Genomic DNA, 25,440 nt, shown 5'->3' on the forward strand with positions numbered 1-25,440 from the left:
CATGGCATATACCCAGGCACACCTTGCGGCCGTCGAGCGCGCGATTGCGCGTGGCGAACGGGTAGTTCGTTACAGCGACCGCACCGTGGAGTATCGGACGGTAGACGAGCTGATCAAGGCCCGCGATCTGATCCGCACCGAACTGTCCCAGTCCGCCGGCCCGCGCTCCCGCGTGGTTCGGCTTTACCATGGGGGTAAGGGGTTGTGAGCGGCCGCTACATCTCCACGCGTTCGGGACTTCTGGTGCCCGAGCGGATCAAGGCCAGCTATGAAGGCGCTGCCGAGGGGCGGCGCTCCTCTGGTTGGGACGCCCCGGATACTGGCCCTAACAGCCTGATCATGCCGGCCCTTCGCAATCTGCGGTCACGTTCGCGGGCTGCGGTGCGCAATGATCCGTATGCGGCCAACGTCATTGATAAACGGGTCAGCAATCTGATCGGCACCGGTATCACGCCGCAGCCACGGTTGCTCGACAAGGCCCTGCGCAAAGCCATGCAGGAGCTGTGGGAGGACTGGGTGGACGAGTCGGACGCCGACGAGCGCACCGACTTCTACGGGCAGCAGGCCCTGGTGGCGCGCACTGTTGAGCAGTCTGGCGAATGTTTCGTGCGCTTGCGGCCACGCCGGCTGGAGGATGGCTTGGCGGTCCCGCTGCAGGTCCAATGTCTCGCGCCGGAGTTTGTGCCACACGACAAATTCGAGGTGACGCGCACCGGCAACACCATCCGTGCCGGTATCGAGTTCAATGGTATTGGCCGCAGGGTGGCTTACTGGTGCTACCGCAACCACCCCAGCGACAAGGCTTCGCTCAACGCCGGTTACAACCCGCTTGTGCGTGTCCCGGCCGATCAGATGCTGCACATCTTCGAGCCGTTGGAGCCTGGCCAATTGCGGGGTGTCCCCCGGCTGGCGCCGATCCTCAAGCGCCTGCGCAGCCTGGACAACTACGACGACGCGGTGCTCTTCCGGCAGGAGGTGGCCAACTTGTTCGCCGGCTTTGTTCGCAAACCGGCGCCGGATGGGCTGGGTGGCCCGCCAATGGACATGATCACCGGCGGAGCGGTTGTTCATGACCGTGATGCCTTCACTCCAATGGTGGCACTGGAGCCCGGCACGATGCAGGAGCTGGGGCCGGGCGAGCAGGTCGAGTTCTCCGACCCGCCCGACGGCGGCAACAACTACCCCGACTTTATGCGGCAGCAACTGATGGCTGCCTCCGCCGGCGCGGGTCTGCCTTACGAGCTGATGACCGGCGATATGCGCGGCGTTAACGACCGTGTCATCCGGGTGGTGCTGAACGAGTTTCGCCGCCGCCTGGAGCAGCTGCAGTTCTCGGTCTACGTCCACCAGCTGTGTCGCCCGGTGCGAGCGGCCTGGATGGACATGGCGGTGCTGGCCGGGGCACTGGACCTGGTGGACTACACCCTGAACCGCCGCCAGTACCTGCGGACACGGTGGGTGCCACAGGGCTGGGCCTACATCCAGCCAGTTCAGGACGTGCAGGCGCGCATGCTCGAAGTTGCGGCAGGGCTCACCTCTCGCAGCGAGATGTGCCTGCGCTCGGGTACCGATGCTGAGATCGTGGACGAAGAGAACGCCGCCGACATCGCTCGGGCGCATGGCCTGGGCCTCAAATACAACGGCTTGTCGGCAATCGATGACGAGTCGGATGATTCCGATGACAAGGGGAAAACATGAAACCGTTGATGCCGTTTCGCATCTTCAATAAGGCCAAGGCCCTCCCGCAGGTCGAGGATGGGCATTGGTATTCGATCACCGCAGCGACTGAGGGTGATGCCGACTCGAAGGTCATCGAGGTCTATGTCTACGGCGAGATTGGTGCCTGGGGCATCACTGCCAACCAGTTCATCCAGGACCTCAAGGCGATTGACGATGGCACCTCGCCGATTGTAGTGGCCTTCAACACCAACGGCGGCGACCTGTTCGAGGGCCTTGCCATCCACAACGCGCTCAACCGCTTGGGTGAGCGTTGCACTGGCCGAGTCGATGCCTTGGCCGCGAGTGCAGGCAGTGTGGCAGTCTGCGGCGCTCACCGAGTGGTCATGGCATCGAATGCCATGCTGATGATCCACAACCCTTACACCTGGGTTGGCGGTGATGCCGAGGATCTTCGTCGGGTGGCTGACGTGCTCGATCAGGCCTTCGAGGCAATGATCGCAGCTTACAAGGCCAAGGCTCCGAACATTAATGACGGAGAGCTGCGACGTTTGGTCAATGACGAAACCTGGCTCACGGCCTCGGAGGCCGTCGCGCTGGGGCTGGCCGATGAGGTCGGGAATGGTGTCAAAGTTCAGGCTTGCCTTGGGCATGGCGCGGCGATGGCGCGTTACCGCAACACCCCGCAAGCGCTGTTGGATCAGCTCAAGGCCAGTAAGGATGTGGTGACCGAGCCGGCTGATCCCGCACCCGAAAGCGAGCCTGCTCCCCCGGCGCCGAACGCAAGCGACTCAGCAGCCTTGGCCTTGATGATCACCCAGGCCTGCAGCAAGGCCGGGATCAGCAACCTGGTCGAGCCGCTGATTGCATCGACCAAGCTCGCAGACGAAGCCACTGTGCAGGCAGCACTGACCCGCGCCAAGTCGGTACGGGACCTCTGCGTTGCAGCCCGCTTGCCAGAGATGACCGCTGAATTCGTCCAGGCCGGCTTAGACGCAACGGCCGTTCGTGCGCGGTTGTTCGACAAATTGGTCGGTGGCGGCAAGGGGTTCGAGATCGACAACAGCCTGCCGCCAGCTGATGACCTGCCTGAGAAGGTCCAGGCGAAAGCACCCAACCCCAGCAGCATCTGGGCTGCCCGTCGGCAGGCCACACAATCCCGTCCCGGCCTAGGAGCCTGAACATGAGCAAAACCTATGTAGAACCGGTCCATGCCGGTGAATTCCTGCTGTCCGAGGGCGCAGGCAAGATCTCCCGCGAAGTGATCGAGTTGGCCCCTGGCGATGCCCTGGTGGCTGGCCAGGTGCTCGGGCAGCTCACAGCGAGCGGGCAGTTCACCCCGTACAGCCCTGAAGCCGAGGACGGCAGCGAAACGGCCAAGTGCATCCTGTTTGCTTCTGTCGCGTCCTCGGATGTGGTGCGCCGTGGGCGTGCTGTCGTACGCCTGGCGGAAGTGAGCGAAGCATTGCTGACTGGCCTCGATCCTGACGGGGAGAAGGCCCTGGCGGCCCAGTTCATCATCGTTCGCTAATAACGACCCCCTTTCACCCCAACCCCGCCTTGTGCGGGGTTTCGCATTTTTGGAGTGGCTCATGGCCGACATCGATATTTTTGAAGACAACGCATTCACCGTTCCAGCGCTCACCGCTGCCATCAACGAGCAACCATTCGTACCCGGCCGCTTGGCCGAGCTGGGGCTGTTCGAGGAGGAGGGCGTCACTACGTTGACTGTCCAAGTCGAGAAAGACGGCGAGACCTTGGCATTGGTGCCATCCGGTGAGCGCGGTACCTCGGGGCTGGCGGTCAACGGCAGTAAGCGAATCTTGCTCCCCTTCAACACTGTGCATCTCCCCGAGCGTTTCGCCATCAAGGCGGATGAGATCCAAGGCATTCGTGCTTTCGGTGAGCAAACCGAACTGCAGGCAGTGCAGGACGTCGTCAACAAGCGTCTGGCGAAGGCTCGTCGCCAGTTGGACGCTACGCATGAGTTTCACCGTATGGGCGCTCTGAACGGCGTGGTTCTGGATGCGGACGGTAGCACCGTGCTGCTCAATATCTATGATCGTTTCGGACTCCAGCCAATCGAGATCGAGATGGAGCTGGGTACCGCAGGTACCGATGTTCGGGTGAAGTGTGTTGACGCACTGGATGCACAGGAGGAGGCGCTGGGGGCGACTACCAGCAACGGTGCCCGAGCGTTCTGCGGCAAGAACTTCTGGCGGGCGCTGATCTCGCATCAGAGCGTTAAGAAGACCTACGAAGGTACGCAATACGCCGCTGCGCTGCGTGCCGATGGTCGCGAAGCATTCGAGTTCGGCGGCATCACCTGGGAACGCTATCGCGGCAAGGTGAGCGGTGTTTCCTTCGTGCCGGATGACGAGGCCCGCCTGGTGCCGGAGGGTGTTCCCGGCCTGTGCATCACCCGGTTCGCGCCGGCTGACTACATGGATACGGTCAATACCGAGGGGCTGCCTTACTACAGCCAACTGGAAATGATGCCTTTCAAGAAGGGTGTAGACGGTGAGGCACAGTCGAACCCGCTGCACCTGGTTACTCGCCCTCGCGCCATCATCCGCCTGAAGCGTTGACGATGGCTTTCCGCGATCTGATCGATGATGTGGACGAGGTGGTTTTCGACGTCCTAGCGGATCCGGTGGAAATCGAAGGCCGCCCCGTTCTTGGGATGTTCTCGGCGCCTTGGCTGCAGCCCAAGCTCGGCCAGATCAGAACCGCGCTGCGTGAGCCGCACCTGGTAATCCGGGTCGGTGATAACGCGGGTGTCGAGGTGAAGCAACGCGTCGTGATTGATCTGCCGCCAGAGGACGGTGGTGGCATCTACACCATCGCCGGCAGCGAGCCTGGAGGCGATGGCCTTGTGACGCTGATCTTGAGGAAGGCGGTATGAGTGTTGGTAGCTATCACAAGCAGTCAGCCAGCAGCGGGTTGATCTCGTTGCAACTGGACCCGCAGGCGCTCAAGGGCTTTCAGGAATTCACCAGACTGGTCCCCAAAGCGGCCCATGCCGCGCAACGACGGGCAATCAACAAGACGTTGCGTTGGCTTCGAACGCACGTCGCTCGGGAGGTAGGCCGCCAGGAGCGGATCGCTATCGCGGCGGTGAGGCAGCGGTTAAGGGCGTTCCCGGTGTCCGGGAGCGGTCAGGGCAAACTCTGGTTCGGCATCAACCCCATCGAAGCCAGTCGAGCGGGTAGGCCCCGGCAGAGCCGGACTGGCGTTTCGGTGGCGGGCCGCAAGTACCAAGGCGCGTTCTTCAAGACCGTGTACGGCGGCAATCCGGATATCTGGATCCGTACTGCAAGCAAGTACTTCGACGCGGACAGCTACCCGGATAGCGAGGTATCAGGGGGCGGTGGACGACGTTCTGGTTGGATCTCGGAGAACGACAGCCGCTTCCCGTTGGCCAAGGCGAAGATCTCCCTGGAGGACGTCCGGCCTCACTTCGAGGCTTGGACCAGTCGCGCGCACGAACGCCTGGTAGTCGTCATGGAGCAAGAGCTGAACTTTGAATTACAGAAGTACCTTCGGAGGTCAGGCAATGGATGAGGATTTCATTCCACTAGGCCAGGTGTACGCGGCCATGGAACGGCACATCAGGGAAGCCATTCCAGGCCTGCAGTATGTCGGGACTATGCCGAGCGGCATTGAGGTCGTCCCACCGCCTGCAGTGGTGCTCGAACTGGCAGGATTCGAAAGTGCCGAAGAGGACCCGGGGACGGGGCAGACTGCGGTCGATGCGCGTTTTGAAGCGCGCGTGCTTGTACCGGGGGAGGAAGACAAGTGCTTGCACATTGCTGCATTTGTGGCTGCTCAGTTGGCTGTGCTGCTCCGTATGCAGTCGTGGGGCTTGCCGGTGAGGTTCGCTGAGTTTGTGCGGGCCGAGCGCGATTGGAGCAGGCCGGAGTTGGACGGCTTTGCGGTTTGGGTGGTCGAGTGGACGCAGATCATTTACTTGGGCGAGGAGGAGTGGCCTTGGCCCAGAGAGCCCGGCCCGGTGCTGTTTGCCTTCGACCCGGACACCGGCCCCGGCAACGAGGACCAGTATGGTGCGCCGGAGGATCTGGTGTGACATACGTGACTGCGCAGCATGACCGGATGATGGCCGACCAGGTGATCAAGGGCTACGTGGTCGCCGTCGACCTGATAGCCGGCAGGCTACGCATGACGGACGGCAGCGACTGGGTCAGTGCCTGGGTGAAGTGGCATGCCCTCGCCGCCGGCAAGGCCCGCCATTGGCGGTCGCCCAGCTTGGGCGAGCAGGGCGCGCTGATCAGCCCGAGCGGTGACCCTGCCCAGGGCACGTTTGTGCCGGGGCTGTACGGCAATGCCGGCCCCCAGCCGGACAACCGCGACCATGTCGAGGTGTGGCGTTTCGATGATGGCGGCTCGCTGGTCTACGACTGGGAAGCCAACACCTACACCATCACCTTGCCCATGGGCACGGTCACCATCGAGGTCGGCGGCAGCAAGGCGGTTATCACCGACGACACGATCAGCGCCAAGACCACCACCCTGACGGCCGAGGCACAGGCCGCCACGATCAAGGCGCCGTCGATCACCCTGGAGGGCAACGTGCAGATCAATGGCGCGTTACGCGTAACGGGCGACATCAACGGCGGCGGGAAAATCATCGACACCGCCGGCAACACGGCAAATCACAAGCACTGACAGCCCGCTTTCGCGGGCTTTGTCTTATCTGGAGGGCCATATGGCTACTAAAGCGAGAACCGTTTCAACCGACGAGGCGGCCACCTCGGACGCTGGCGAAGCCTCTGCGGCATCCGCGCCGGCTGTCACCGAGGAAGTGGCGCAAGTCACCTTCGCCGACACCGTCTACACCTCGCGCTCGCTGTACTTGGCCAAGGGCGAGGACCTGCGCGAATTCAAGGTGGTGGCCAAGCATGTCAGCGTACCGGCCGATGACGCCGAGGCGGTGGCGTTCCTGGCTGACCACCCTGAGCTGCAGCGCCTGGACGGCTGACCATGATCGGCCTGGATCGCCGCACCGGCGAAGCTATCTCAGGCCTCGATCACCTGCGCCAATCCATTGAGGACATTCTGACGACGCCACTCGGCAGCCGTCGCATGCGGCCGGAATACGGCAGCAAGCTGCGGCGTTACGTCGACATGCCGGTCAACGAGGGGTGGAAAAGCGCGGTGCAGGCCGAGGTGGCTCGCTCGTTGGGCCGCTGGGAGCCGCGCTTGAGGCTGGAGCGGGTGGTGGTCACCTCGGTGCTTGATGGGCAGATCGGCATGACGCTGACCGGCGAATACCTGGGCAGCACTGCCGTCATGGAGGTAACCGCATGATCGACCTTTCCCTGCTACCCCCGCCCGACGTGGTGGAGAGCGTGGATTTCGAGGAGCTGTATCAGGAAACACTGGGCATCTTCCGCGAGTTCATGGAGGACCAATGGACAGCAGCTTTGGAGTCCGACCCGGTGGTCAAGCTGATGGAAGTCATGGCCTACCGGGAAATGCTCACGCGTGCGCGGGTCAACGCGGCGGCCAAGGCGAGCTTGCTGGCCTTTGCCAAGGGTAACGACCTGGTGAACCGCGCCGCTGACTACGGCGTGGAGAAACTGGTCATTCGCCCGGCTGACCCGGATGCGGTGCCGCCGATTGAGGCGGTGATGGAAGGCGACGAAGCGCTGCGCTACCGCACGCGGCTGTCGCTTGAGGCGCTGTCAGTGGCCGGTAGCAGCGGGGCCTATGAGTATCACGGGCTGAGCGCATCGGCCGAGCTGACCAATGTGTCGGTCGATTCGCCCCGGTTTATCGGTGCGGAATTGACGCCCGCCGTGCGTGCCCAGCTTCCCCCCGGGGCCATTGTCGTGGTCTGCGACTACGACGCTGGCCTGGCCAACCCGCTGCCCGGCGACGTGTCGGTGGCCATCCTGCCCAGCCCCATCAGCACCACGCCGGTGGCCCAGCTGGTCGCGAAGGTCAAGGCGGCCTTGTCTGCCGAGGAAGTACGGCCGATCACCGACCGACCCCGCGTGGCCGCCGGTTTGCCGGCTGAGTTCAAGGTGGAGGCCGAGCTGCAGATTGAAGAAGGGCCAGACCCGGACGTGGTGAAGGGCACGGCACGGGCTGGCCTGGATGCTGCTATCGCAGAAGCGCGCCGCCTGCAGGGGCAGTTGCCCCTGTCGGCCATCTACGCCGCGTTACACGTAACGGGGATTCGTAGCGTGACCTTGAAGCAGCCAGCGGCCGGGGTGGTGTGTGATAAGCGGCATTACCCCAGCTGCACCTCGGTCACGCTGACGGCGAAGGTGGTGGCATGAGCTTGTTACCGCTCAACGCCACCCAGCTGGAGCGTGCCCTGGAGGCGGCCGCCGACCTTGGCCTTGACCCGGACGTTATCCGGGGCGTGGCCGACTCGGCACGTTGCCCGCCGAACTTCCTGCCCTGGCTGGCTTGGGCGTGGAAGGTCGAGGGCTGGGAAGCGGCGTACACCGACGAGCAGCGACGCGCGCTGATCCGCGAGGCGATCCCGGTTCACAAGACCAAGGGCACGGTCGGCGCAATCCGGCGTGTGCTCAAGGCCGTGCGGGTGAACGCGGATTACAAGGAGTGGCGCGAGATTCCCAACGCCGCACCGTACACGTTCCAGGTCACAGCCTGGGCCAACGATAACCGGCCGGGTGAAGGCTCGATCATTTCACCGCAACTGGAGGAGCGCCTGCGCGCCCTGGTCGACGCGACCAAGAACGAGCGCAGCCACTACACCTTCCGGCTCGGTGCGCGTTTCGACGGCGGCCTGGTGGCGGCCAATGCGTCCCGCTTGCAAGGCTGGGTGCGTCGGTCGGCAGACGTGCAGCCGATCCCGCTGCCGCTCTTTGAGCAGCCGATGGGGCTGGTGAGTGTTTCCCGGCATCAGCAGTTGCAGCGGCATTCTGCCGAAGCCCAGGCGGTGCCGTTACCGCCTTCTGAGCAGGCCATATCGCTGGCCAATGCCACCCACGCGCGCTGCGTCTCCCGATGGTCTGTCGAGGCGCAGGGCGTGCCGATCCACCACGAAACGGGGCTGCTGGCCGCCAATGCGGTCACCGCCCGTACTGTCGTGCGCGTCACGATGGAGGCTGTTCTATGAGTACCGCTTTAAAACCCCTGATCACCAAGGCCGGCCTGGCGGCGATCTGGAACGCAACGAGCACCGGTGTGCAGGCTGAAATCGCCTACATCGGCCTCGGTTCTCAGGGGTACACACCTACTGTCGACCAGAAGGCGCTGCGTGCCCAAGTCGTCAAATACCCAATCTCCGGCGGAGAAAAGCTAAGCAGTTCGCTGATTCACCTGACGGCTTTGGGTGATGACGACAAAGCCTTCTGGGTCCGCGAAGTCGGCATCTACTTTGCCGACGGCACCTTGTTTGCGGTGTGGTCGAGTCCCGATACGCCACTGACCTACAAGGCCGCCGGTACCGAGCTGCTGATGGCTTACGACCTGTCGCTGGAGGCGCTACCGGCAGACAGTGTGACCATCGTTAGCACAGCCGCCGGGCTCAATTTGACCATGGCTGCCCCGATTGTCGCCATGGCCACGTCCTTGATCGCCGAGCAGCTGCGCAATGTTCTGCAGCAGGAACAGGTCGTTACGCAGGAGCGTCGCCAGGAAGTTGCAGGCAATCAGATCAGCGAGCTGCTGAAACGAATGTCGTTAGCCGAGCAGGCCCATACCGAGGCGCGTGATGGACTGTTGAGCGCAGCAGTGGCCAATGCCACGGCAATCATTTCCCTTCAAACCATCGTCATGAAACATATTCACGGAGCTTAGACCCCTATGAGTCTTGAATCTCAAGTTGCTGAACTGTCCTCGACTTGCAAACAGCTGATTGATTATTTCAACGGGAAAGTGGCGGCCATTAACGCCGCTGTATCGGCTGCTGTGGCCGCTGCGCCCGCGATCAGTCGTACGTTCTACGTCGACTCTCAAACCGGAAGTGATGAAAACCTCGGTACTCGCGCAAGCCCGTTCAAAACCCTGCAGCGCGCGGTGGATTCGACACCATCAGGCGGGAATCTCGATGTAACCCTGCTGCGGGATTACGCCCTGGACGTCAGCGTCATGATGAAAGGTCGGCGTCTGATGGTGCGCTCCGAGCTTGAGAGTCCCTGCAAGCTGATTCTGAATGAGTTCACGACAGCCGACGGGTTGGTGCGGATGGGGTCCTTCTGGCAGGCCAATCATTCGCCGCTGGAATTTGCCAACCTCACCTTGGTGCTGCCGGCATCGTCTGCAGTCGTTGATCGTTACTGCGCGCTGACATTCTCCAGTGGTTCGACCGCGCCGCTGATGTTGTCGCTGCGGTTCTTCAACTGCGGCCTGGAGCTTCGCGGGACCTTCCGGGGCTTTCTCATTGGCCCCGAATCCTCGGTGGTCGGCCTGGGGGTCACCAATACCACTATCCCTGCTGCTCTGGCCGGCCGGATTTTGCCTAGCGTAGCGGCCGGGACTGAGTCCAAATCGCTGTCGAACATCATCACCAACGTTCCTACCCTCTGAGGCAATCATGCAAAAAAATAACCTGAACATCCTGTTTGGCGACGGCAACTATCTCGGTTACAACTTCGAAGCACTTCCGGTTGGTGCGGCCCTGCTGGTCGCGGCGCAGCAGATCGAGCAGGCGGCTGACCAGGCGCGCGCGTCGGTGCTGGGTGACCCGCTGCGTGCGGTCGAGAACCAGATGGCCGAAGCCGACGCCAAGGCGTTCATGGTGGCCGGTTTCGACGGTCTGGTGCCGGCGACCGTACAAGCCGTGGTCGACGCGTCCGAGGTTTCGCCCCAGGCTGCAGCCGAGCTGATCTTGGCCGAGTCGGCAGCCTGGCGCGGTGCGTTGTGCGAGATTCGCGCAGCCCGTCTCAAAGGCAAGCAGGCCATGCTCAAGGCCACTACTCACGCCGAGGCCGAAAGCTACGCCGACACCGCAATCGACGCGATTCGTGCGGTCTCCAAGGCCTACGCCGCCGCCTGATCCCCTCCCAGGCAACAACGTCACCCCCTGAGGCCGCACTGCGGCTTTTTTTGTATCCGGGCCGCGCACTGTCGCGGCCTGGTGCTTTCTGGAGCATTCCCATGGCTGGATTCTTTCACGGCGTTACCGTAACGCTCGTTGACACCGGTGCGCGCAATATCGCGCTGCCGTCCTCCTCGATCATTGGCCTGGTCGACACCTTTACCGAAGGTGCAGGTGCCACGGCCAAGTACAACGACCTGGTGCTGATCACCAACGAGCGCGAGGCGGTGGCCGCGTTCGGTGAGGCCTCGGCCATCACCAAGGCCTGCCGGGCCATCTACACCCGCGCCAAGGCAGTGATCGTCTGCTGTGGCGTGGCCAAGGCCACCGATGCCGCCGCACAAACGTCCTCGATCATCGGCGGAGTGCTGGCCAACGGTAAGCGTACCGGCCTGCAGGCACTGCTCGACGGTAAAAGCCGCTTCAACGCCCAGCCGCGGCTGATCGTGGCGCCCAAGCACAGCGCCACCCAGGCGGTGGCCACTGCCATGGATGCCTTGGCGGCCAAGCTGCGCGCCATTGCCATTGTTGACGGTCCCGGTACCACTGACGAGGCCGCCATGCTCTACGCCAAGAACTTCGGTTCTAAGCGCATCTTCATGGTCGACCCCGGCGTGCAGCAGTGGGACACCACCGCTGACGCCACTGTTGATCAGCCCGCATCGGCCTGGACGGCTGGCCTGTTTGCCTGGACCGATACCGAATACGGCTTCTGGGCCTCGCCGTCCAACAAGGAATTCGTCGGCATCACTGGCACCACCCGCTCGGTGGAGTTCCTGGACGGCGACGACACCTGTCGGGCCAACCTGCTGAACAACGCCAAAATCGCCACCATCATTCGCGACGACGGCTTCCGCTTGTGGGGCAACCGCACACTGTCCAGCGATGCCAAGTGGGCCTTTGTCACCCGCGTTCGCACGCTCGACATTGTGATGGACGCGATCATGTACGGGCATAAGTGGGCAGTCGACCGCTCGATCACCGCGACCTACGTCAAGGACGTGACGGAGGGGCTACTGGCGTTCATGCGCGACCTCAAGAACCAGGGCGCGATCATCAACTTCGAGGTCTACGCCGACCCGGTGCTCAACACGGCCAGCCAGCTGGAGCAGGGCAAGGTGTATTGGAACATCCGTCTCACCGACGTGCCGCCGGCCGAAAACCCCAATTTCCGTTTCGATGTCACCAACCAGTGGCTGACCGAAGTGCTCAACGCTGCCGCCTAAGGAGACCCCGACATGGCATTCATTCCCCAAATTCTCGCCAACACCAACCTGTTTGTGGATGGCAAAAGCTTCCAGGGCGATGTGCCCAGCCTGACCCTGCCCAAGCTCGCTCTCAAAATGGAAGAGTACCGCCCAGGCGGTATGGATATGCCGATTGAGATGGACGTGGGCATGGAGAAGATGGAAGCCAACTTCACCACCACCGGTGTGCGCAAGGACTCCCTCAAGTTCTTCGGCCTGGCCGACGGCAACGCCTTCAACGGCGTTTTCCGGGGCTCGTTCAAGATCCAGAAGGGCGAAACCCTCGCGGTCGTCGTCACCTTGCGCGGCACCCTGAAAGAGCTGGACATGGGCGACTGGAAGGCCGGCGACAAGGCCGAGCTCAAGCACGGTATTGCCGTCACCTACTACAAGCTCGAAGTCGGCGGCGAGGTCATCTACGAGATTGACCCGGTCGGCATGAAGCGTGTCATCAACGGCACCGACCAGCTGGCCAGTCAGCGCGCCGACCTCGGCCTGTAACACCTTTCCTCCCGCAACCCTTTCCGAATCAAGGACACTCTTTCATGAGCAAGCCAACCCCGAAGTACCTGACCCTGACCGCTGAAAACGTCACCGTTCGCCTGTCCAAGCCCACCACCCTCAATGGCGTGGATCAGGCCACCATCACCCTACGTGCGCCGACTGTGAAGGATATTCGCAGCGCGGGGCAGACCTCGGACGGCGACGATGAGCAGCGCGAGCTGAACCTGTTCGCCTCCCTGGCGGATGTCGGCATCAAAGACCTGGAAGGCCTCGCCTATAAGGACTACAACCGCATCGCCACTGGTTACAAATTTCTGGTGCAAGAAGACGAACTGTAATCCAGACACCCTCAAGCACGCTGCCAAGCGTCTCGCGGCCGAGCTGCATTTCTCGGCCGCTGAAATCATGACCATGTCGTATGCCGACATGGTTTGGTGGCTTACCGATTGAGCTTGCACAGGGGGTAGCCGATGGCAAGCAAGGTAGCGTTATCGCTGGTGGTCGGCGGCGCCGTCGCGTCGTCACTCGGTGCCGCGTTCAAGACCGCCGAAAACGGCATCCAGAAGCTGGAAGCCAAAGGTAACAAGGCCAAGGTGCTGAAAAGCACCATTGGCGAAACCATCAAGCTGCGCGAGGAGTGGAAGCGCGCGCACGACAGTGGCGCAGCCGGTGCCGACAAGCTGCAGCGCAAGCTGGACAGCAACCTGGATGCCTTGCGCAAGCAGGGTATCGAGGTCGGCAGGCTTGGCCGCGAGTATCAGCGCCTGGGCCGCGAGGCGCGGGCCGCCGAGTTGCAGATGAAGGGCCACCAGCAGCTGCAATCGGGTAAGGAATCGCTCAAGTCGAATATCGGCAAGGCGGTGGTGGCCACGGGCATGGCCGCTGTGCCGACGATGATCAGCGCGAACTATCAAGCGGTCATCCGTGACATTGCGATCAAGGCCGACATTGCCAACAAGCCCGAAGAGCAGCAGCTTAGCCGGACGGTGATCGACACGGCCAAAGACACGGGCATGTCGCGCAATGACGTGGCCGACCTGGTCAACCAGCTGGTCGGCGCCGGCATGGAGCTGGACAAGGCGCTGTCGTATGCGCCGGTCGCGGCGAAGTTCGCGGTGGGCCAAGGCGCTTCGGGCGTCGACACCGCGTCGATGATCCAGGCGCTGGAGCAGAACGCCAAAATCAGCGATCCGAAGGTCATGCAGCAGGCGCTGGAGGCTATCGCCTACCAAGGCCAGGCGGGCAGCTTCGAGGCCAGCGACATGGCCAAGTGGTTCCCGCAGCTGCTGGCCGGCATGGAGAAAAACGGCATCACCGGGCTGGATGCGGTGACCTCGCTGGGTTCCATGCTGCAGGTCCAGATGAAGACCGCCGGCAGTTCCGACGAAGCGGCGAACAACTTCAAAAACTGGATGGAGAAGATTGGCGCCGGCGATATCAAGAAGGCTTACAGCGATGTTGGCATTGATTATCAGGCGTCACTGAATACCGGCCTGCAGAAGGGCATGAACGTCATTGAGGCGTCGATGGCCCTGGCCATGCGTTACGTCGAGAAGACCGACCCGGCCAAGGCCAAGCAGATCAAGGACGCCCAGGCCAAGATCGACAAGGAGGTCGACCCGGAGAAGGCCAAGGCGGCGCTGGAAGCCCTGGAGAAGACCCTGCGCACCGGCGATATCTTCGCCGACATGCAGGTCAAGGCCGCGCTCACTGCCTACGGGCAGAACCGGGGCCTGTACGAAGAACTCAAGGCCGACTCCAAGAAGGCCTCGGGCATCCTCGACAAGAACCTGGCTGAGCGCCGCGAGACATCGGCGCAGCAGTGGGCCGAGCTGGGCCAGGCGGTGGACGATTCAATGCGCAGCATTGGCGATGCCATCCGCCCGGCCACCGACATGGCGGCGCAGGGGCTGACGAAGGTCGCCCGTGGCATCACCTCGCTGTCGGATCAGTTCCCGTCGATTGCAATGGGTATTGGCGGCATTACAGCGGCAGTAATTGCATTCATGAGTGCGCGCAGCGCACTGCGGATCGGTCGGGGGGTGTTCAACATCGCGCGCGGCCGTGGCCTGGAAGGCATGGCGGGGCGCGTGGGGCGTGCTGAGCGGGCGCCGATCGAACTGCCCAAGACCGGTAACAAGGTGGTCGACACCGGCCTGGGCCTACTGGGCAAGGTGTTTTCGGCGGGCTCGAAAGCGCCTGGCCAAGCCGATGACCCCGGCGCCGCCGCCAACGACACCCAGCGCGTTTTCGTGGTCAACGCCGATGCTATCGGCGGGATTGGCAGTAGCGTTGCAAATGGCGGCCCTGGAGGGCCTGCAAGGGGTAGTCGCAGAAGTCGTCGCCGGGAGCGTCGGCGCGCAGCGCGACAGGGCACTGCGGTACGTCCTGCACCTGCCGTCGAGGCCCCAAAGCCGCCCAAGGCAGCCGTGGCCAAGGTTCGGCCGGTAACTGCAGCGTTGTCGGCCCTGACCGCCACCGATGACCTGGGCAAGGTGGCGCGCTCGGTGCGGGGTGTCTCGCGTCTGGCCAAGAATCTGCCAGGAGGCAACATCATCGATGCCGGTGCGGCTGCGATCGATGTCGCGCTGAACGCTGAGACCAAGGACGAAAAGGCCGAAGGTTATGGCGGCGCCGCCGGTAGTCTGGCGGGCACCCTTGCCGGAGCTGCAGCCGGGGCCGCGATAGGCTCAGTGGTGCCTGTGATCGGTACCGCAGTGGGCGGTGCTGTCGGCGCCGTCCTAGGCGGTATGGGGGGCGAGTCCTTTGGTGGCTGGCTGGGCAAGCGCTGGTTTGGTGATGAGTCGGCCGATGGCCAAGCCGAGCCGGAATCGCCGCCGGCACTGGGTGAAGCGTTACGCGTAACGATGATGCCGGCCAAGGAAGTCGAGCCTGAGGCCGCTACTGCGCCGACCAAGGCTGATCCAGCGCCTGCAGTGGGCGATACGGTGCGCAATACGACCAAGCCCGCACCGGCGCCGGTGGAGCCGCTGGTGTCGGACGGTCCGCGCGACCAAGCGTCGACAGACCCATTCCAGGTGCCGGCACTGACGGCCGGCAAAGTGCGGTTCCCTGGTGCTGATCTGGTGCCGCCGAAGGCTGCGCCCGAATCACCTGCAGCGCCCGAGGCGCAACCCGAACCGCCTGCGCCGAAGTTGGGCGATACGGTGCGGGCGACCACGACGCCGCCCCCGGTGCTGGATAGTCCGAGCGATCAGGGGTCGAAAGATCCGTTCATGGTGCCGGCACTGACGGCCGGCAAAGTGCGGTTCCCTGGTGCTGATCTGGTGCGGCCGAAGGCTGATCCCGAATCGCCTGCAGCGCCCGAGGCGCAACCCGAACCGTCGCCGCCGAAGTTGGGCGACACGGTACGAGAGGCGATTGCCCCGGCGCCGGTGGACCCGGCTGTGTCATATGACCCGCGCGACCCAGCGTCGAAAGACCCGTTCCTGTTGCCGGCGCTGACCGCCAACAAGGTGCGGTTCCCTGGTGCTGGACTGGTGCGGCCGCAGGCTGAGCCCGAGTCGTCTGCGCCCAAACTGGGGGCTGCTGTGCGGGAAGCCGCACCGGCCCCGGTACCGGCCAAGCCCGAGGTGTCGTATGACCCGCGCGACCCTGCATCGAAAGACCCGTTCCTGGTGCCGGCGCTGACGGCCACCAAGGTGCGGTTCCCTGGTGCCGATCTGGTGCGGCCGCAGCCTCAAGCCCTGCCGCCGGCCGGGCTGGGTGATGTGGTGCGGGAGATGGCCAAAGCGGCGCCGCCGGCGCCCAAGCTGCCGGAGGTAGCCCCGGCAGCCAAGGCAGCCGAACCGCCGCCGGCGCCGAAAGTGGACAACACATTCACTTTCGCCCCGAACATGCCGCTCACGGTCCACGGCGATGTTAAAGACCCGAACCAATTGCTGAGCGAAATGGCGAACGGTATGCGCGGGCTGTTTGACGCCTGGCAGCGCGAGGTGGCAGCGCGCACAGCCTCGTCGCAGTTGTTCGATCAACCCCACGTTTAAGGAGGGCCTATGGCCTACATGGAGCTGCTGGAGTCGTCACTGTCCAGCCTGGTTGCAGCGGGGGAGGCCGGCCGGAAAAGCGCCGACGGCATGCTGGCACCGCTCAACGGCGCTATCAGCAGCATTACCGGTGCCGCGTCCGAGCTGGAGAGCATCCCGTTTCTACCGCCCGAGCTGGGCGCCAAGGCAGGCCGACTGGTGCGCAGCATCGGCGTTGCGCAAGCCCGTGTCGGGCAGGTGACGTCGATGTATAGCCGCGCCGTATCGGGCGTCAGTCAGGTGCAAGAACGCCTCGGCACGTTCAAGCAGATGGCCAGCAAGGTGTCGTCGGAGGTCGGCCGGGTGGCTGGCAAAATCAGCCCCTCGCTGTCCAACATCCTGCCCAGTGGCGGGCTGCTGGCCTCGGCCACGCCGACACCGGAGGCTGTGGCGCCGTTCCCGCACCTGCTGATCATCCAGCCGCATGAACCCAACGCCCAGCCGTATTACTTCAACCTCGGCACGGCCGCGTTTGACGAACTGCGCCGGCAGGCGTCGTTTCGTTGGCAGGGCCAGGAGCGCCTGCGCCGCAGTGTGGCGCAGCAGGCCGTGGGTCTGGGTGAAGAAAAGATCACGCTCAAGGGCGCGATCTTCCCCAACCACAAGGCCGGGCTCAAGCAGCTCAACACCCTGCGCTCCATCGGCCGCAACCTGCGCGCGTTGAACCTGGTGACGGGCTACGGCGAGGTGCTGGGCGACTGGTGCCTGGTCAGCATCGAGGAGGAACAAAGCCACCTGTTGCCGGGCGGCATCCCTCGAAAACAAGGCTTTACCCTGGAGTTTGTGAGCTATGGCAACGACCTGCAGAACGTCTGACGGTGATCTGCTCGATGTGATCTGTCAGCACCATTACGGGCACCTCAACGGCACGGTCGAGGCCGTGCTCGATGCCAACCCGGATCTGGCCAGGCAGGCGCAGCCATACTGCGCCGGCCTGCTGATCCTGCTGCCGGATCTTCCGGCGCCTGCAGTCGAGCTGCTGCAGCTGTTCGGCTAACCCGCGTTACGCGTAACGAACCCCGCCAAGTGCGGGGTTTTGCATTTCTGGAGCCCTGCATGAAACCCACGTATCAAATCGTCGCGGATGGCAGCGACATTACCGCGCTGATCAATGACCGTCTGTTGCTGCTGCGCACCTCGGACAAGCCCGGCATGGAGTCGGACGAGTTCGAGCTGCGCATTGATGACCGCGATCAGGCGGTTGCGCTGCCTGCGCGCGGTGGCAACGTGGTGGTGATGATGGGCTATGAGGGCCAAGGATTGACCCGTATGGGGGCCTACACCGTCGACGAGGTGGAGTTGAGCGGCCCGCCCGACACCATCGTCATTCGCGGCAAGGCCAGCGACATGCGTGGCAGTGGCAAGACCGTGCGCAGTGGCAGCTGGGAGAACGTGCCGCTGTCGCAGATCGTTGGCGAAATCGCCAAGCGCAACGGCTGGGAGGTGTCTTGCCCGGTCGACACCAAGGTCGAGCGCGTCGACCAGCGCAATGAGTCGGATTACAACTTTGTCACCCGCCTGGCCAAGCAGTACGACTGCACCGCCAAGGTGGCCGAAAGCAAGCTGCTGGTCATGCCGCGCCAAGGCGGGCAAAGCACCACCGGCAATGCGCTGGCGGTCATCACCATCAACAAGACGGACGTTTCCCGCTATCAGTTCCGCCTCGGTGATCGCAACTCGCAGAAGGCGGTGAAGACCCAGCATCAGGACCCGAAGACGGGCAAGTTGCAGGTGGTCGAGCTGGCCAACGAGGAGTCGCCGGACGGCCTGCCGCCGGTGCACACCGACCGTCATGTCTACCCCAACAAAACCGCTGCCCAGCAGGCCGCCAAGGCGCGCCTGGCTGCGTTCAATCGCAGCACCGCCGGCGTGCGGCTGGAAATGCCCGGCCGCACCGACCTGTTTGCCGAACGCTCGATCAACGCCCAGGGCTTCAAGCCGGGGCTCGATGGCGAGTACCTGGTGGACGGGGTCGAGCAGGTATTCACCCAGTCCGGCTGGACTACGACCGTCGAGTGCAACGGCGGCAAGAAGGGCAAGGCCAAGGCTTCGGGCAAGAAAATGAAAGATACCAAGCCGCTCAAGGTTGAGCAGCTGTAACCCCACGGCCGCATGCGGCCCTGACTGGAGACCTCAATGGCTATCTCAATTCAACAGCTTCAAAAGATTCTCCCTAACGCCGGCTCGAAAGCCGGCGTTTTTGTTCCCGGGCTCAACGCCACCATGGGTAAGTTCGCCATCATCACGCGTCTGCGTATGGCGGCGTTTCTCGCCCAGATCGGGCACGAGTCCGGGCAGCTGCAGTACGTGCGTGAGCTCGGCAATGACAAGTACCTGTCGAAGTACGACATCGGTCGCCTGGCTCAGCGCTTGGGCAACACACCTGCAGCAGACGGTGATGGCCAGCTGTATAGAGGGCGTGGGCTCATCCAGGTGACCGGCCGGTTTAATTACGAAGCGTGCAGCGAGGCCCTGTTCGGTGACAGTCGCCTGCTCAATACCCCCGAGCTGCTCGAGCATCCGGTCTACGCATCGATGTCGGCTGGGTGGTTCTGGCAGAAAGAGGGCCTGAACAGCTTGGCCGACAAGGGCGACATCCTGGCGATCACCAAACGTATCAATGGTGGTGCCAACGGTCTGGAGGATCGCAAGGCGCTCTACAAGCGAGCGCTCGAGGTGCTGCAGTGAGCGCCTGGGCCACCCGTCTGGTCGCCGTGGCGCTGCTGCTGGCTGCCAGCGCTGGCGGCGCCCGGGCAGCCTGGGTTTGGCAGGCCAACGCCTACAAGGCGCAGCTCGCTGATCAGGCCGATGACTTCGGCAAGCAGTTGGCGGAGAAGGATCGCGCGCACGGTTTAGAGCGAGAGAAGGCTGCAGCAGCAGCGCTTGATCAGCTGGCTGAAGAACAGGAGGCGCGGCGCGCCCTGGAATCCCGCCTGCAGGTCCAGGCACAAACGCACTGGAAGGAGATGGAAGATGCTCAACAAACTCAAGCTCGCCTGCGTGACCGGCTTGCTACCTCTGATCTGCGGTTGTCAGTCCTTGTCGATGCAGGAACCTTTACCGGCCCGGGTTGTGACGGCGGGGTGCGAGAAACCGCCGGCACCGGAGGCGTGGTACCTGGCGCCGTACGCGCCCAACTTGACCGAGCGCATGCTCAACGAATTGTCGCCATCACCGACGAAGGCGACCGGGGGCTGATCGCACTGCAGGCCTGCCAGGCCTACGTCCGCGAAGTCACCAAGCAGTAAAGAGGCGAGCCGGGACGGATGCGTCAACATCCAGCCCGGCCCGCCGAACCCGCAGACCTTTCCTGCAAGTCCAGCCGTGGCCTCTGCCTTGTGCACAAAGCGCGGCGAGCCTAACACCTGTTTATCCATACAGTAAAGACTTGCAAACCTATGACCTCTCCAATTATCCCCTGGATGGGTGGCAAACGCCGCCTGGCCGACCGCTTGATCCCTCTCTTTCCCCCTCATGAATGCTACGTCGAAGTCTTCGCCGGCGGTGCCGCTTTGTTCTTCATGCGTCCCCAGCCCGCTCCGGTGGAGGTGCTGAACGACCTCAACGGTGACCTGGTCACCCTTTACCGCGTTGTGCAGAACCACCTTGAGGAGTTCGTGCGCCAGTTTAAGTGGGCGCTCAGCTCCCGCCAGATCTTCGAGTGGCAGAAGATGACGCGGCCCGAGATACTGACCGATATCCAGCGCGCGGCCCGGTTCTTCTACCTGCAACAGCATGCCTTCGGCGGCAAGGTCACCGGGCAGACGTTTGGAACCGCCACCACTGGGCCGGCCATCAACCTCCTACGCATTGAGGAGAACCTGTCCGCCGCGTGGCAGCGCCTTGCCGGCACCTACGTCGAGAACCTGACTTGGCTCGCTTGCGCCGAGCGCTACGACCGGGCGCATACTTTCTTCTACATGGACCCACCTTACTGGCAGACCGTCGGCTACGGTGTGGACTTTCCGTTTGAGGAGTACGAACGCATGGCCGACTTCATGCGGCGGTGCAAGGGCAAGGTGATGGTCAGCATCAATGACCATCCGGACATCCGGCGCGCCTTTGATGGCTTCCACTTTGAGTGCCTGGATATCCGCTACAGCACTGCTAACCAGCGCCACTGCAAAGCGGAAGTCACTGGTGAGCTGGTAATCATGAATTGGCAGCCTTCAGCCCTCGGGGGCTTGTTTTGATCCGCGTAGTCGCTTTGCATCAGCTATTTACGCAGAGGACGACAAGCCAACCGATCAAGCTCCATGCTTTGAGCATGCTGGGGAACGTGAAGAATATTGTTACGAAATCCTTGATGCAGCGTCATTTGTCGGCAAATTCATTACACTCGGCCATCATTCAAGCAAGGAACAAAATCCGTGAGCGAATACGATCCCCAGGCCTATTACGACTTTCTCGACCCGGAGGGCTTCAAGCTGGGCGAGGTGCGCAAGGGCCGTTACTTCGAGAGCACTTGGGAAATCGGGTACATCGAAGGTGATGTGTTCCACTACAACGGCGAGGCCGCTGGCAAGCTGGAGGGGCTGACCGTTACCCGTAACGACCCGCCCGGCCAACTGACCCAATGCACCCTAGTCCTGCAGGAGCCGGCTGCGTAAGGGCTAGTTGTCTATAGCGGATTTTCCGTTAAATAGAGGCCCCCATACCGAACGGTGCGGGGGCCTTTTTTTGGCCCGTGTCACCCAAAATGACGGAAATGGGCGACCAGAACCGCTAAAGTGATTTCGGCGTACCCCACCCCTTGCATCAGGAACTGTTCTCCATGCGCGAAACCCAGCAGCAAGCCACCGACCGCCTCGCTCTACAAATTGCCGAGGGCCTGGCCCTGTTGCCTGCCAACCTGCGCCGTCGCCTGGAGTCCGCCCCCGAGGGGTTCCGCCATATGTTGGGCAACGCGCTGTTTGGGGTCCACCACTGCCAGGCCGAGAGCGACTATGACCAGGGCGTGCACTTTGGCAAAACGGTTGGCAGTGTCACCACGGCTTACAGCCTGAATGTGATCGATGGCAAGCTGTTTGAAGACCTGATGCGGGCCTTGCCCCAGGTCAAGGCGCGATGAGCGCCGGCGCGCTGTCCTACCGGGGACCGGCCGACCTGACCCTGACCTATAGCGCTGCGCCCGGGCTCGGCCGCAGCGCTGAGCGCCCAGGCAGCGACGTGGTGGTGAGCCGGCCCAGCGCCGGCGCGCCGGTGTCGGTGCTGGTCGACCGCCAGTTGGGCGTGACCCTGCTGCTGGCCCCGGGCGTCAGCCGCGCCACCCTGGTGCTGCCCGACGGCACCGTGCTGGCCGGCGCGGTGCAGGGGGTTGCCGAGAGCGGCGACTATTTCGAGATTGCCCCTGTGTCAAATGCGACACACGGGAACCGTTATGCGTAACGCCGGTGAGTTCATGCCCGGACTGGTCTTGCCATCGGCCTACCACGGGGTGCTGCGCAAGCGCCTAATGGAAATCGACATGGCCAACAGCCCGGCCAACTGCCTGATCGCCCAAGCGCGCGCAGAAGGTATGGTGGAAGCCTTGGAGCTACTGAAGGCCCTGGAGGCTCATCAGATCGAGCGCCTGTACCTAGTGATCGAGCAGGGCGCCACGGCGCGCCTGCAGGCCCTGGAGCGCGGCCAGTGATCGGCCAGGCGGTGGATGTGAATACCCTGCGCGTGCTGGCCAACACCCGCTAGGCGCGCGACGCGGTGGCCGGCCGCTGGGAAGGTGACCACAGCCAGTGGATGTTGAGCATCCGCGTCGGTGGAGCCATCACGCAGGTGATCCCGGTGGGCTCTAAGCGCGACCAGGTGAAGACCTGGGCGAAGCTGGATACCCTCGTGAAGTTTGCCGGGCAAGCTGGTTTATAGGGATTTCGCGTCGAGCTCTGACCGGCCATACGCGTTACGCGATGGCCTACCTCTCGACATCGAGCGGCAGCCACAGATGATCGATAAGCAGCATAACACTCGGCATACACGGCGTTAACGTGGAACTTTTTTGTGGAACAACGCCTTCTGACAAGAAGATTTCTTCACTCCGGCCGCTTTCACTAGCTGCCTTAAGGCACTATCTAGAGCGGTTTTGTGGGGGGGCTGCCAAGTCCCCGACGGACGGTCCTTCGCAATTAGAGATGAATTGGAGAGAGGAATTTTTTGGGGAGCGGTAACATGTTAGCGTCAAGTAGACTGACTACAGGGTTCGGTCAAAAAAGCTACTTCTTGTTTTTTCGACTAGCCTTACGAAAGCATCGTGGAGCCGTTTCCTAATACAAAGGAAATGCGTCGGCATATTCTATGTTTTATCCAGATATCCACTTGCTACTAGGTGCGAATTTCATTTAGGGGGGGCAACATGACAGTAGAGGAACTGGCTCAGGCACAGCTGGTATTAGCCCAGCTCCAGTTGTGGGTAACCGCTATAGCTATTTTTGCCGGGCCGATTACTGGAGTAATTTTTACAATCTGGTTCCAAGCAAGAAAAGATAAGCTTGAGGCAAAACGAAAACTATTTCTCACTCTTGTTGGGGAGAGAAAAGGGTTGGTTATATCGCAGCAAGTTGCTCAGGCGCTCAACATGATTGATGTGGTATATGCGGACAGTGCAAACATTAAAATTCTCTGGCATAAGTACTATTCTTTACTGTCTCAACCCCCTAGCGAGGAGCGTGCCCATACTTGGATTGAGCTAATTGGAGCAATGGCACAAGAATTAAAATATTTCAAATTCAGTCAGACTGATATAGACAAGTTTTACATCCCTCAAGGGCACGCGGATGATATTGAATTTCAGCGAAAAATCTCACAGCAGTGGTCTCGGGTGTTGGAGAATACAGAGCATTTTGTTGTAGCCAGAAGAGAGGAGACTAATAGTCGCTCTGATGCGCAACTTTAAAAGATTACTACGCATGATTTGGGTGTAAGCCTTGACTTAGTTGGGTTTATATAATTTCGTAGCGGTGTGTTCAGCAATAAAGGAGTTAAATGCATGGGCGGTGCAGGCATAGAATTGCGTATGGGGATTTTACGTGATGCAGCCAAGCAACAAATACTTGGCCCTCTCTTATCCCATGGTTGGGTGGCCGCAATCAAAAGCGAGTCAATATCTGGAGAGTATTTGGTAATAGATGCTGAAAAAAACAGTGTGAAACATTCAGTCGCTCTTATGTATACGTCAGCTACAGACAATTTACACTATAAGGATTTAGAAAAAGCTGTCAGTCATATCTTCACTAATGGTCAGCTGTATAATGTTGAGGCTTATGCGAGAGGCATAACTGTACCAGTTTCTTCGATTGATGATTTTTTTCCACTGCTTGTCAAGTGGAATAGTGAATTGGCGCCCGTTAAGCCAGTTAAACTTAGAAAAACCACCAATGGTCCTATTCTAAGAATAGTTTCAGAAAATCCGTTGAAAGGGATTTGGTCTCGACTCAACCAATTCTCCAGCGCAGAGCTCGCAAAAAAGCTGATTCTGAAACGTGCCAAAGCGGATGGAGTTGTGCTTACTGATGCGCAAGTTCACTCAAAAGCTTTGGGGGTTTCGTTCTCTTTGAGTAATGCCTCCGATTACTATAAGGGGGCGCCTAACGAAAGCCTAAACAAGCGTGTTCTAAGTTTATATTACGGTACCCTGAGCCTTGCTTTCGCGGAGATGCTTGCATCCCCCATTGGGCCAGGCAATCTTGATGAGCTTGAGGGCATGACTAAGCAAGGCCACGGTCTCTTCGCTCTACCACCAGTCACTGGTAACTTCGGAGACTTGAAAGTAGGGGTTATAGCCACCGGGTTCTATCCAAACTGGGTCAGCTTTCTTGGATATGATACGGGCTTTTATCCTCGAGCTAGGGCGAAAACAGTAAGCGATTTAGACGATTTGGCTAAGTATCCGTCACAGTCTCACGCAAATATGTCAGCTCTACTGTCAGCGATACCTGAATTGGGAGATCTCTTCACTCAGGTCTACGACGATGAACCTGCCTGGTTGATACCCTATATTGACATGGCCTCCTACCGCGCGCTCAAAGGCTCGGAACCTTCAAGTAGCTACATATTTCTTAAAGATCGATCAAATAAGATATCCGAATCTAAAATCTTCTCGCAAGATTGGCCATTTTCTGAGTTAACAAGAATTGACAACTCAGATGATGGAGAGGTTTATCGAGTGCGAATCGATCATTCGGGGTTTGAAACTTGGCACGAGGCGCTGCTGTTGCACAAAAGTCCTTACTTAGGTAGTTCGACTTTGATTATGCCTGTGTTAGGCGGAGTGGCTGAATATAGAGTAACATCTCTTGCGATTTTATATTCCCTCTCAATTCTAGTGAGATATATGCCGGGCGCTTGGCGTCGTGTGGAAGGAGGGGATTGGGATCAACATTTGAGCGTCATGCGCTCCGTACTTGATGTACTAGAGAGGATTCTTCCGCAGCAGTTTTTAGAAAGTATTTCTGGGGAACGCGTCCATACGAGCATGCCAGGTTCTCTTATCTGAAGGGTCGCCAGAAAAAGGCATCCAAGCCTTGATGCTGTGGGGCTTTACCGCCTTTTTCTGTTCCTACCGCAGCACAATTGGTGTGTATTGCGGTACACCAATGTCGTTGAAGAGTTCGCATAACACCTGGTGCTGCAACCAGATGACGAAACTTTTTTTGTTAGAACGGAATCCCAGTAACCTTACGGAATGCGGGGTCCGAAAAATTTATAGATTCGAGTGCGCCGTTGTTTTCTACCACTATTCCACTATTCTCGATGTCATACATGCGTCCAATGCTTTTGCCATTGACGTACAGCTCGTCACCCTTTCCAAAATATTCATCATTAAATGAAAACTTTTTTCCTGGTGGCGGCGCAGGAAGAGTGCGCAGTCTTGATTGTTTGGAGTTGGACTCTAGACTTGATATGCGGCTTGATATGTCATTTAGTGAGGCTAAAATGT

General features: G+C 61.0%; 33 protein-coding genes. 32 read left to right on the plus strand and 1 reads right to left on the minus strand.

The genetic code is table 11. The annotated features are described in order from the left end of the window. Window position 1 precedes the first annotated feature (1 nt). From APH36_RS25870 to APH36_RS31275, 32 genes are all read left to right on the plus strand, one after another. Window positions 2-208, plus strand: a complete 207-nt coding sequence (locus APH36_RS25870; protein ID WP_010953942.1) for a phage head-tail joining protein — start codon at window positions 2-4, stop codon at window positions 206-208. Next, window positions 205-1,698, plus strand: coding sequence for a phage portal protein (locus APH36_RS25875; RefSeq protein ID WP_060501113.1), 1,494 nt, complete (start codon window positions 205-207; stop codon window positions 1,696-1,698). Before APH36_RS25870 ends, APH36_RS25875 begins: the two co-directional genes overlap by 4 nt. Continuing rightward, on the plus strand, window positions 1,695-2,858 hold the full coding sequence (locus APH36_RS25880; RefSeq protein ID WP_060501115.1) for a head maturation protease, ClpP-related: 1,164 nt from the start codon (window positions 1,695-1,697) through the stop codon (window positions 2,856-2,858). Before APH36_RS25875 ends, APH36_RS25880 begins: the two co-directional genes overlap by 4 nt. A 2-nt stretch (window positions 2,859-2,860) precedes the next feature. Then, window positions 2,861-3,208: a head decoration protein gene (locus APH36_RS25885; RefSeq protein WP_024087073.1), complete on the plus strand. Its 348-nt coding sequence runs from the start codon at window positions 2,861-2,863 to the stop codon at window positions 3,206-3,208. A 61-nt stretch (window positions 3,209-3,269) separates the two neighbouring features. Continuing rightward, entirely contained in the window at window positions 3,270-4,265 is a 996-nt protein-coding gene (locus tag APH36_RS25890; RefSeq protein ID WP_060501117.1) for a major capsid protein, read from the plus strand. Between the two features lie 2 nt (window positions 4,266-4,267). Beyond that, window positions 4,268-4,582, plus strand: coding sequence for a hypothetical protein (locus APH36_RS25895; RefSeq protein WP_060501120.1), 315 nt, complete (start codon window positions 4,268-4,270; stop codon window positions 4,580-4,582). Then, a complete protein-coding gene (locus APH36_RS25900; protein WP_060501122.1) occupies window positions 4,579-5,241 on the plus strand; it encodes a hypothetical protein in 663 nt (220 codons plus the stop codon). The genes APH36_RS25895 and APH36_RS25900 overlap by 4 nt, the downstream gene beginning before the upstream one ends. After that, window positions 5,234-5,764, plus strand: a complete 531-nt coding sequence (locus tag APH36_RS25905) for a hypothetical protein (protein WP_060501125.1) — start codon at window positions 5,234-5,236, stop codon at window positions 5,762-5,764. Before APH36_RS25900 ends, APH36_RS25905 begins: the two co-directional genes overlap by 8 nt. Continuing rightward, entirely contained in the window at window positions 5,761-6,363 is a 603-nt protein-coding gene (locus APH36_RS25910; RefSeq protein ID WP_060501127.1) for a phage baseplate assembly protein V, read from the plus strand. Before APH36_RS25905 ends, APH36_RS25910 begins: the two co-directional genes overlap by 4 nt. A gap of 40 nt (window positions 6,364-6,403) precedes the next feature. Next, window positions 6,404-6,676, plus strand: a complete 273-nt coding sequence (locus tag APH36_RS25915) for a hypothetical protein (RefSeq protein WP_060501129.1) — start codon at window positions 6,404-6,406, stop codon at window positions 6,674-6,676. Window positions 6,677-6,678: 2 nt separating this feature from the next. Beyond that, entirely contained in the window at window positions 6,679-7,005 is a 327-nt protein-coding gene (locus APH36_RS25920; RefSeq protein ID WP_060501130.1) for a GPW/gp25 family protein, read from the plus strand. Next, on the plus strand, window positions 7,002-7,982 hold the full coding sequence (locus APH36_RS25925; protein WP_060501132.1) for a baseplate J/gp47 family protein: 981 nt from the start codon (window positions 7,002-7,004) through the stop codon (window positions 7,980-7,982). The genes APH36_RS25920 and APH36_RS25925 overlap by 4 nt, the downstream gene beginning before the upstream one ends. After that, window positions 7,979-8,791, plus strand: coding sequence for a phage tail protein I (locus APH36_RS25930; RefSeq protein ID WP_060501134.1), 813 nt, complete (start codon window positions 7,979-7,981; stop codon window positions 8,789-8,791). Before APH36_RS25925 ends, APH36_RS25930 begins: the two co-directional genes overlap by 4 nt. After that, window positions 8,788-9,474, plus strand: a complete 687-nt coding sequence (locus APH36_RS25935; protein ID WP_060501136.1) for a phage tail protein — start codon at window positions 8,788-8,790, stop codon at window positions 9,472-9,474. The genes APH36_RS25930 and APH36_RS25935 overlap by 4 nt, the downstream gene beginning before the upstream one ends. A 6-nt stretch (window positions 9,475-9,480) precedes the next feature. Further along, window positions 9,481-10,203 (plus strand): hypothetical protein, encoded by a 723-nt coding sequence (locus APH36_RS25940; protein WP_060501138.1) that lies wholly within the window; start codon window positions 9,481-9,483, stop codon window positions 10,201-10,203. Window positions 10,204-10,210: 7 nt separating this feature from the next. Then, entirely contained in the window at window positions 10,211-10,672 is a 462-nt protein-coding gene (locus APH36_RS25945) for a hypothetical protein (RefSeq protein WP_060501141.1), read from the plus strand. A gap of 101 nt (window positions 10,673-10,773) precedes the next feature. Then, on the plus strand, window positions 10,774-11,940 hold the full coding sequence (locus APH36_RS25950; protein ID WP_060501143.1) for a phage tail sheath family protein: 1,167 nt from the start codon (window positions 10,774-10,776) through the stop codon (window positions 11,938-11,940). A 12-nt stretch (window positions 11,941-11,952) separates the two neighbouring features. Continuing rightward, entirely contained in the window at window positions 11,953-12,462 is a 510-nt protein-coding gene (locus APH36_RS25955) for a phage major tail tube protein (RefSeq protein ID WP_060501145.1), read from the plus strand. Window positions 12,463-12,506: 44 nt separating this feature from the next. Beyond that, entirely contained in the window at window positions 12,507-12,803 is a 297-nt protein-coding gene (locus APH36_RS25960; protein ID WP_060501147.1) for a phage tail assembly protein, read from the plus strand. 132 nt (window positions 12,804-12,935) lie between these two features. After that, on the plus strand, window positions 12,936-16,472 hold the full coding sequence (locus tag APH36_RS25965) for a phage tail tape measure protein (protein WP_060501149.1): 3,537 nt from the start codon (window positions 12,936-12,938) through the stop codon (window positions 16,470-16,472). Window positions 16,473-16,481: 9 nt separating this feature from the next. Continuing rightward, a complete protein-coding gene (locus APH36_RS25970; protein ID WP_060501151.1) occupies window positions 16,482-17,327 on the plus strand; it encodes a phage tail protein in 846 nt (281 codons plus the stop codon). Then, window positions 17,302-17,508 (plus strand): tail protein X, encoded by a 207-nt coding sequence (locus APH36_RS25975; RefSeq protein ID WP_060501153.1) that lies wholly within the window; start codon window positions 17,302-17,304, stop codon window positions 17,506-17,508. The genes APH36_RS25970 and APH36_RS25975 overlap by 26 nt, the downstream gene beginning before the upstream one ends. Window positions 17,509-17,567: 59 nt before the next feature. Beyond that, complete coding sequence (locus APH36_RS25980) at window positions 17,568-18,611, plus strand: phage late control D family protein (RefSeq protein WP_060501155.1); 1,044 nt, start codon at window positions 17,568-17,570, stop codon at window positions 18,609-18,611. A 36-nt stretch (window positions 18,612-18,647) separates the two neighbouring features. Further along, window positions 18,648-19,199, plus strand: coding sequence for a glycoside hydrolase family 19 protein (locus APH36_RS25985; RefSeq protein ID WP_060501157.1), 552 nt, complete (start codon window positions 18,648-18,650; stop codon window positions 19,197-19,199). After that, window positions 19,196-19,759, plus strand: coding sequence for a lysis system i-spanin subunit Rz (locus APH36_RS25990; protein ID WP_060501159.1), 564 nt, complete (start codon window positions 19,196-19,198; stop codon window positions 19,757-19,759). The genes APH36_RS25985 and APH36_RS25990 overlap by 4 nt, the downstream gene beginning before the upstream one ends. 150 nt (window positions 19,760-19,909) lie before the next feature. Continuing rightward, window positions 19,910-20,704 (plus strand): DNA adenine methylase, encoded by a 795-nt coding sequence (locus APH36_RS25995; RefSeq protein ID WP_060501161.1) that lies wholly within the window; start codon window positions 19,910-19,912, stop codon window positions 20,702-20,704. 177 nt (window positions 20,705-20,881) lie between these two features. Next, complete coding sequence (locus tag APH36_RS26000; RefSeq protein WP_060501163.1) at window positions 20,882-21,121, plus strand: hypothetical protein; 240 nt, start codon at window positions 20,882-20,884, stop codon at window positions 21,119-21,121. A gap of 164 nt (window positions 21,122-21,285) precedes the next feature. Beyond that, the gene (locus APH36_RS26005; RefSeq protein ID WP_060501165.1) at window positions 21,286-21,582 is read left to right on the plus strand and encodes a hypothetical protein; all 297 of its coding nucleotides are present in this window, start codon (window positions 21,286-21,288) and stop codon (window positions 21,580-21,582) included. A 104-nt stretch (window positions 21,583-21,686) separates the two neighbouring features. Next, window positions 21,687-21,899 carry a hypothetical protein gene (locus APH36_RS26010; protein ID WP_156342203.1) on the plus strand — a complete coding sequence of 71 codons (213 nt, stop codon included), beginning with the start codon at window positions 21,687-21,689 and terminating at the stop codon, window positions 21,897-21,899. Beyond that, window positions 21,892-22,146: a hypothetical protein gene (locus tag APH36_RS26015; RefSeq protein ID WP_060501169.1), complete on the plus strand. Its 255-nt coding sequence runs from the start codon at window positions 21,892-21,894 to the stop codon at window positions 22,144-22,146. Before APH36_RS26010 ends, APH36_RS26015 begins: the two co-directional genes overlap by 8 nt. Before the next feature lie 711 nt (window positions 22,147-22,857). Next, the gene (locus tag APH36_RS26020; RefSeq protein WP_060501171.1) at window positions 22,858-23,397 is read left to right on the plus strand and encodes a DUF6680 family protein; all 540 of its coding nucleotides are present in this window, start codon (window positions 22,858-22,860) and stop codon (window positions 23,395-23,397) included. A gap of 93 nt (window positions 23,398-23,490) precedes the next feature. Further along, window positions 23,491-24,996, plus strand: coding sequence for a YaaC family protein (locus APH36_RS31275; RefSeq protein WP_082426459.1), 1,506 nt, complete (start codon window positions 23,491-23,493; stop codon window positions 24,994-24,996). Between the two features lie 160 nt (window positions 24,997-25,156). On the opposite strand, the gene APH36_RS32390 is transcribed toward APH36_RS31275, so the two are convergent. Next, the coding region (locus APH36_RS32390; RefSeq protein WP_218187331.1) for a hypothetical protein at window positions 25,157-25,440 on the minus strand (284 nt) is incomplete at its 5' end.

The organism is Pseudomonas sp. NBRC 111133 (genome assembly GCF_001320605.1).
Lineage (GTDB): Bacteria > Pseudomonadota > Gammaproteobacteria > Pseudomonadales > Pseudomonadaceae > Aquipseudomonas > Aquipseudomonas monteilii.

Excerpts from the sequence above, each read along its gene's own strand:
- APH36_RS31275 (WP_082426459.1), top strand. The coding sequence starts at position 23,491 with ATGGGCGGTGCAGGCATAGAATTGCGTATGGGGATTTTACGTGATGCA.
- APH36_RS25995 (WP_060501161.1), top strand. The coding sequence starts at position 19,910 with ATGACCTCTCCAATTATCCCCTGGATGGGTGGCAAACGCCGCCTGGCC.
- APH36_RS25965 (WP_060501149.1), top strand. The coding sequence starts at position 12,936 with ATGGCAAGCAAGGTAGCGTTATCGCTGGTGGTCGGCGGCGCCGTCGCG.
- APH36_RS26005 (WP_060501165.1), top strand. The coding sequence starts at position 21,286 with ATGCGCGAAACCCAGCAGCAAGCCACCGACCGCCTCGCTCTACAAATT.
- APH36_RS26015 (WP_060501169.1), top strand. The coding sequence starts at position 21,892 with ATGCGTAACGCCGGTGAGTTCATGCCCGGACTGGTCTTGCCATCGGCC.
- APH36_RS25950 (WP_060501143.1), top strand. The coding sequence starts at position 10,774 with ATGGCTGGATTCTTTCACGGCGTTACCGTAACGCTCGTTGACACCGGT.
- APH36_RS25920 (WP_060501130.1), top strand. The coding sequence starts at position 6,679 with ATGATCGGCCTGGATCGCCGCACCGGCGAAGCTATCTCAGGCCTCGAT.
- APH36_RS25885 (WP_024087073.1), top strand. The coding sequence starts at position 2,861 with ATGAGCAAAACCTATGTAGAACCGGTCCATGCCGGTGAATTCCTGCTG.
- APH36_RS25940 (WP_060501138.1), top strand. The coding sequence starts at position 9,481 with ATGAGTCTTGAATCTCAAGTTGCTGAACTGTCCTCGACTTGCAAACAG.
- APH36_RS25900 (WP_060501122.1), top strand. The coding sequence starts at position 4,579 with ATGAGTGTTGGTAGCTATCACAAGCAGTCAGCCAGCAGCGGGTTGATC.
- APH36_RS25870 (WP_010953942.1), top strand. The coding sequence starts at position 2 with ATGGCATATACCCAGGCACACCTTGCGGCCGTCGAGCGCGCGATTGCG.
- APH36_RS25895 (WP_060501120.1), top strand. The coding sequence starts at position 4,268 with ATGGCTTTCCGCGATCTGATCGATGATGTGGACGAGGTGGTTTTCGAC.
- APH36_RS25915 (WP_060501129.1), top strand. The coding sequence starts at position 6,404 with ATGGCTACTAAAGCGAGAACCGTTTCAACCGACGAGGCGGCCACCTCG.
- APH36_RS25955 (WP_060501145.1), top strand. The coding sequence starts at position 11,953 with ATGGCATTCATTCCCCAAATTCTCGCCAACACCAACCTGTTTGTGGAT.
- APH36_RS25880 (WP_060501115.1), top strand. The coding sequence starts at position 1,695 with ATGAAACCGTTGATGCCGTTTCGCATCTTCAATAAGGCCAAGGCCCTC.
- APH36_RS25985 (WP_060501157.1), top strand. The coding sequence starts at position 18,648 with ATGGCTATCTCAATTCAACAGCTTCAAAAGATTCTCCCTAACGCCGGC.
- APH36_RS25930 (WP_060501134.1), top strand. The coding sequence starts at position 7,979 with ATGAGCTTGTTACCGCTCAACGCCACCCAGCTGGAGCGTGCCCTGGAG.
- APH36_RS25905 (WP_060501125.1), top strand. The coding sequence starts at position 5,234 with ATGGATGAGGATTTCATTCCACTAGGCCAGGTGTACGCGGCCATGGAA.
- APH36_RS26020 (WP_060501171.1), top strand. The coding sequence starts at position 22,858 with ATGACAGTAGAGGAACTGGCTCAGGCACAGCTGGTATTAGCCCAGCTC.
- APH36_RS25925 (WP_060501132.1), top strand. The coding sequence starts at position 7,002 with ATGATCGACCTTTCCCTGCTACCCCCGCCCGACGTGGTGGAGAGCGTG.
- APH36_RS25960 (WP_060501147.1), top strand. The coding sequence starts at position 12,507 with ATGAGCAAGCCAACCCCGAAGTACCTGACCCTGACCGCTGAAAACGTC.
- APH36_RS25935 (WP_060501136.1), top strand. The coding sequence starts at position 8,788 with ATGAGTACCGCTTTAAAACCCCTGATCACCAAGGCCGGCCTGGCGGCG.
- APH36_RS25975 (WP_060501153.1), top strand. The coding sequence starts at position 17,302 with ATGGCAACGACCTGCAGAACGTCTGACGGTGATCTGCTCGATGTGATC.
- APH36_RS25945 (WP_060501141.1), top strand. The coding sequence starts at position 10,211 with ATGCAAAAAAATAACCTGAACATCCTGTTTGGCGACGGCAACTATCTC.
- APH36_RS25970 (WP_060501151.1), top strand. The coding sequence starts at position 16,482 with ATGGCCTACATGGAGCTGCTGGAGTCGTCACTGTCCAGCCTGGTTGCA.
- APH36_RS25890 (WP_060501117.1), top strand. The coding sequence starts at position 3,270 with ATGGCCGACATCGATATTTTTGAAGACAACGCATTCACCGTTCCAGCG.
- APH36_RS25980 (WP_060501155.1), top strand. The coding sequence starts at position 17,568 with ATGAAACCCACGTATCAAATCGTCGCGGATGGCAGCGACATTACCGCG.